The 5,289-nt window shown below is 66.4% G+C and carries 5 protein-coding genes; 2 read left to right on the plus strand and 3 right to left on the minus strand.

The window, feature by feature from the left end; genetic code table 11:
- Positions 1-16: 16 nt before the first annotated feature.
- The gene (locus FVW20_RS06865; RefSeq protein WP_372434972.1) at positions 17-685 is read left to right on the plus strand and encodes a hypothetical protein; all 669 of its coding nucleotides are present in this window, start codon (positions 17-19) and stop codon (positions 683-685) included.
- A gap of 118 nt (positions 686-803) precedes the next feature.
- Positions 804-1,385 carry a hypothetical protein gene (locus FVW20_RS06870; protein WP_196608847.1) on the plus strand — a complete coding sequence of 194 codons (582 nt, stop codon included), beginning with the start codon at positions 804-806 and terminating at the stop codon, positions 1,383-1,385.
- 306 nt (positions 1,386-1,691) lie between these two features.
- On the opposite strand, the gene FVW20_RS06875 is transcribed toward FVW20_RS06870, so the two are convergent.
- From FVW20_RS06875 to FVW20_RS06885, 3 genes are all read right to left on the minus strand, one after another.
- On the minus strand, positions 1,692-2,090 hold the full coding sequence (locus FVW20_RS06875) for a Ros/MucR family transcriptional regulator (RefSeq protein WP_196608848.1): 399 nt from the start codon (positions 2,088-2,090) through the stop codon (positions 1,692-1,694).
- A 562-nt stretch (positions 2,091-2,652) separates the two neighbouring features.
- Positions 2,653-3,834, minus strand: coding sequence for a phosphoglycerate kinase (locus FVW20_RS06880; protein ID WP_196608849.1), 1,182 nt, complete (start codon positions 3,832-3,834; stop codon positions 2,653-2,655).
- A gap of 426 nt (positions 3,835-4,260) precedes the next feature.
- Positions 4,261-5,289 (minus strand): transketolase-like TK C-terminal-containing protein (locus FVW20_RS06885; RefSeq protein ID WP_307831409.1); only part of this gene is annotated, 1,029 nt, incomplete at its 5' end.

Genomic DNA, 5,289 nt, shown 5'->3' on the forward strand with positions numbered 1-5,289 from the left:
CGGCCGCACCGCCGCCGTGCCTGGCGCACCAAACACCGCGGGCCAGCCCCAGCCGGGCCGCCCGGCAGCAAAGGGTGGACGCAAGAGCCCCGGCGTCTTCGCCCGCCTGGCGGAACTGTATGCCGACATGGAGCGGGCCTACGCGGAAACCGCCCACGCCACCGGACTGACCTGCGCGGACTGCGAGGACAACTGTTGCCGCACCCACTTCCAGCACCACACCCATGTGGAGTGGGCCTACCTGTGGAAGGGCATGCTGGCCCTGTCGGAGTCACGCCGCGCCGAATACCTGCGCCGCGCGCATGACGTGGTGGCCCAGTGCGAAGCCGCACGGGCCGCGGGGGTGGTGCCGCGCGTGATGTGCCCCGTCAACGACGACGGGCTGTGCGGCCTGTACGCCCATCGGCTGATGATCTGCCGCATGCACGGCACGCGCAACGTACTGTTGCGCCCCGACGGGCAGCGCCAGGTGTTTCGCGGCTGCCACCGCTTTTGCGGCCTGACCGACGGTCAGCCCGACGAGGCGGTGCCCACGCTGGACCGCACCCCCTTCTACCGGCGCCTGGCGGAACTGGAAATGGAACACTGCGCCAAGGGCGCGGGCAAGGGAAGCGCCCCCCGGGTTTCCCCCCGGGTTTCCTTGACGCTGGCGGAAATGCTGGTCTATGGTCCGCCCAAGCCGTAAGGCCTGCTGAACGCGTCACATCGCGACGACAACGCTCCTCCGCGCGGCGGGGTCCACCCGCGCCGCTGCCCATTCCCCTTGCGGCGCAACCGCACGTTTCGCAACCGCCGGAGATGCCATGCCCGTGCCTTCCCTTTCGCACTCCCCCTTCCGCAACGATGCCGGACGGGTCGGACGCCCCGTCGGATTCCGGTTGCTGGCCGCGCTGGCCGCGCTGCTGATGTGCACTGGCCTGCTTGCGGGTTGCGGCAAACAGACCGTGGGACATCTTGCCCGTGCCCAACTGCAGCCCGACACCCCGCAAACCGTCTCCATGCAGTACCTGCGCTTCACCTACCGCGTGGTGCCGCTGCGGGAATCCGTGGGCGTGCGCGGGCAGGCCAGCCTTGTGCCCGGCGCCCTGCCCGCCTGGGCCAAGTGGTACGAGCAGCTCACCGTGATGGTCTACCTCAGCGATGCCTCGGGCCGGGTGCTCGACGCGGAGGAATACGACTACCTGCCTCGCGCCGTGGGTGACGAGGGCGCCATCCCCTTCGAAACACGCTTCTACCGCGATCCCGAAGATCAGGGTCCGCTATACGTCAGCTTCGGCTACCGCATGGTGGCCACGGAACACGCTCCCGCCCCCGACGGGTCCGGCGGTGACCTTGGCGACGTCGGTCGCTCGCTTATCGTGGGCGAAGGCGCGCTGGACAACTGAGACCGGTTCCGCATCACGACCTGCAGAAACTCCGAACCGCCCGCAAGGGCGGTTCTGCGTTTCCTGCGCGTGTGCACGGCATGCAGCAGAAAAACCAATCGTGCACACCGCGGGCCAACGGGCCGCATGCGGGACACGCCTGTTCGCAAACACGCCAGTGGAGCACACTCTGACAGCGCATTGCAAACAACGGCAAAGGCCGCCCTGCATACGCAGGGCGGCCTTTTTCCGTCGCGAACTCTCGGCGGCGCCGCCGCAACAAACGGCCCTCCCGAGGCTGTCCGGCACATGGCCGGTGCCTCCCGCCTAGGAAACGGGCTTGCGCCGCTTCTCCCAAAGCTTCATGTCCTTCATCTTCTTGCGGCGTTCGCGCTGCAACGCCTTGCACACCAGCGGGGTATTCTTCTTGAGGCCCCACTTCTCGCGGTAGGCAACGGCGTCAAGGCCGTGCGACGCAAGGTGCTTGCGGGTGAGAATCTTGAACGACTTGCCGCACTCAAGACAGGTGATGGACTTTTCCTTCACGGCCTTGCGCGGATCGCCGCAGGCTTCACACGCTTCTTCAGGCTCGGCTTCGCCAAGGCTGATGGCACGAATGCCATTGGCAAGTTTCTGCACCATGGAGGTGATCTCGTCCTCCGTCATGGTCCGGACACTGGCCTGCGCCTTCACGATCTCCAAGGCTTCCTTCAAAAAGTCATCCATATGGACCTCCGCGGGAATTGAACGACGGGGCCGAAGTGACGACACCGAAACATCGGCGCCAGCCATGGCACTTCGCCGCTCTTACATCCGCAACTACAGCAAGTCAACAACAGCGTAGCGGAAAACCGGAAACAGGAACGTAAAATGAACGCAGCATCACGCACCCATGTTGCACGCTGCTAAGAAACCCTGCGTCAGTGGCCGCTTCCCCCCGGTCCGGTCCCTGAAGGCACGCGCACCGCACGCACGTTGCGAAACACGGTGCGGCAACGTATCGGACATGCCCGCGTTGCCGATGCAATGCAACGGCCTGGGGGCGTTCTCCCGCCCGCCCTACCCGTAGCATATCCGTGCATGCCCGCACCCACAGGGAACGGAGCGTCGGATGAATGTCCATGCCGCATCCCCATGCATTGACGCAGCGTGAAACGTCAACGGCGCGCTCCTGTTGCCGAAGGCCCAAGCCGCCATGGCAACGGAAGCGCGCCGCGTGAAACAAATGCAGCAGGCCTGTGCACCCACGGGGTTGCCCGCATGCACCAGCACTGCACCCTGCCGCTTGCTAGCCCTTGCTGGAACGTTCCTCCAGCACGGCCACGGCGGGCAGGGTCTTGCCTTCCAGAAATTCCAGAAAGGCCCCGCCGCCGGTGGACATGTACGAGATGCGGTCCACCACGCCGTACTTTTCGATGGCGGCCACGGTATCGCCGCCGCCCGCCAGCGAAAAGGCCGGGCTGTCGGCCACCGCCATGCACAGGGCCTTGGTGCCCTGGCCGAACTGCTCCACCTCGAAGGCGCCCACCGGGCCGTTCCAGACGATGGTGCCCGCCTGCATCAGGATGTCGCGGTACAGCTTGGCCGTTTCGGGGCCGATGTCCAGGATCATCTCGTCCGGCTTCACTTCCGACACCCTGCGCACCGTGGCCGGTGCGGAATCCGCGAATTCCGGCCCCACCACCACGTCCACCGGTACGGGAATCTCGCCCCCGGCGGCCCTGGCGGCGGCCATCAGGCGGGCGGCTTCGTCCACCAGATCCGGCTCGTACAGTGAACGGCCCACCTCGTACCCGGCGGCCTTGATGAAATTGTTGGCGATGCCGCCGCCCACGATGAGCCGGTCCACCTTACTGGAGAGCGTATCCAGCAGGGTCAGCTTGGTGGACACCTTGGAGCCGCCGATGATGCCCACCATGGGCTTGGCAGGGGCGTCAAGGGCGCGTGACAGGGCGTCCAGCTCCGCCGCCAGGAGGGGACCGGCGCAGGCCACCTTGGCGAAGCGCACGGCGGCGTGGGTGGAGGCCTGGGCACGGTGCGCCGCACCGAAGGCGTCCATGACGAAGATGTCGCACAGGGCGGCCAGCTTGCGGCCCAGTGCCTCGTCGTCCTTCTTTTCTCCCTTCAGGAAGCGCACGTTCTCGCACAGCACGCACTGGCCTTCCGCCACTTCGATACCGTCGATGTAGTCGCGCACCAGCGGCACCTGAAAGCCGAGTGCTTTGGAAAGGTGCTCGGCCACCGGGGCCAGCGAGAAGGCGGCGTCGAATTCCCCTTCCGTGGGGCGGCCCAGGTGCGACACCAGCAGCACGCGGGCACCCGCCTTGAGGGCCATTTCGATGGAGGGCAGCGCGGCGCGGATGCGCTTGTCGCTGGTCACCTTGCCGTCCTTCAGGGGTACGTTGAGGTCTTCGCGCAGGAGGACGCGCTTACCCTTCAGATCAAGGTCGGTCATCTTCAGTACGGCCATGGATATACCTCTGCTGCTCGATTGGCTTGATTTGGTTGGCAAAAGAAAAGACGCGAACGTGGTTTTGGCATCCTACCACGTTCGCGCCCTGTGTCCAGACCGAGGGGAGGGGCCGTACTGCGCTTGTCCTGCGCGTCCACGGTACGCCACCATCCCACTTGGCAATACTGCCACAAGAGGGATTTTTGTCTGTGCCAAGTAAGAACGCCTTTTTATGGAGGGGAGCGTGCCGCAGCCGTTACGCGAGTGCTTGCGCGAGTGTTACGGATGGAGACAGCAGCGCACGCTTCTCGTGCTTGACCGGAATAAAAAGGCGTTCTGACCGCTCTGCGCTCGATGCCCGCAGGACTCGCACGCTCGCCCAACGGGCACGCTTCGCGCCCTTCGGGTCGGTCAGGCAGGGGCAAAAAGCTCCTTGTGGAGTCCTTAGATAAGCGACTCCACCGCTTCAATGACCTTCTCGGTGGTGATGCCGAAGTACTCGAACAGCACCTTGCCGGGGGCGGATTCGCCAAAGCCGGTCATGCCCACGGCCTTGCCGTCCAGGCCCAGGTACTTCCACCAGCCGTCCACGGCGGCGGCTTCCACGGCCACGCGCGCGCGCACGGCGGACGGCAGCACCGATTCACGGTACGCGGCGTCCTGGCGGTCGAACTGGGTGGACGACGGCATGGACACCACGCGCACCTTGCGGCCCTTGGCGGCCAGGGCCTCTGCGGCGGCAAGGGCCAGTTGCACTTCCGAACCCGTGGCCATGATGATGGCTTCCGGCGTGCCCGCGCAGTCGCGCAGCACATAGCCGCCGCGCATGATGCTGGCGCGCTGCTCGGCGGTGCGTTCCACGAAGGGCACGTCCTGACGGGTCAGCGAAATGCAGGTGGGGCCGGTGGCGCATTCGGCGGCGGCCTTCCACGCGGACAGGGTTTCCACGGTGTCGCAGGGGCGCCACACCTGCACGTTGGGAGTCAGGCGCAGACCGGCCAGCTGTTCCACCGGCTGGTGGGTGGGACCGTCTTCGCCCACGCCGATGGAGTCGTGCGTGAGCACCCAGACCACCCGCGCGCCCATGAGGGCAGACAGGCGGATGGCGTTCTTGGCGTAGTCCGAGAAGATCAGGAAGGTGCCCGCGTAGGGCAGGAAGCCGCCGTGCAGGGCCATGCCGTTCATGATGGCGCCCATGGCGAATTCGCGCACGCCGTAGGAGATGTAGTTGCCGGCCCAGTCACCGGGGGTGACCAGCCTGGAATCCTTGTGCCAGGTGCCCACGGAGCCGGTAAGGTCCGCCGAGCCGCCGATCATTTCAGGCAGCAGCGGAGCCACGGCGTTCAGGGCGTTGCGCGAGGCGATGCGGGTGGCCAGGGTTTCCCTGGCCCCATCGGTGGCGGCAAGCGCGGCGGCCACACCGGCCTGCCAGTCGGCGGGCAGGTCGCCCGCCATGCGGCGCACGAACTCGGC

Origin of the sequence: Nitratidesulfovibrio oxamicus (assembly GCF_015731765.1) — a bacterium.
GTDB classification, from domain to species: Bacteria; Desulfobacterota; Desulfovibrionia; order Desulfovibrionales; family Desulfovibrionaceae; genus Cupidesulfovibrio; species Cupidesulfovibrio oxamicus.

Bases quoted from the DNA above. Each gene is read 5' to 3' on its own strand.
- FVW20_RS06870 (WP_196608847.1), top strand. From the start codon at position 804: ATGCCCGTGCCTTCCCTTTCGCACTCCCCCTTCCGCAACGATGCCGGA.
- FVW20_RS06875 (WP_196608848.1), bottom strand. From the start codon at position 2,090: ATGGATGACTTTTTGAAGGAAGCCTTGGAGATCGTGAAGGCGCAGGCC.
- FVW20_RS06880 (WP_196608849.1), bottom strand. From the start codon at position 3,834: ATGGCCGTACTGAAGATGACCGACCTTGATCTGAAGGGTAAGCGCGTC.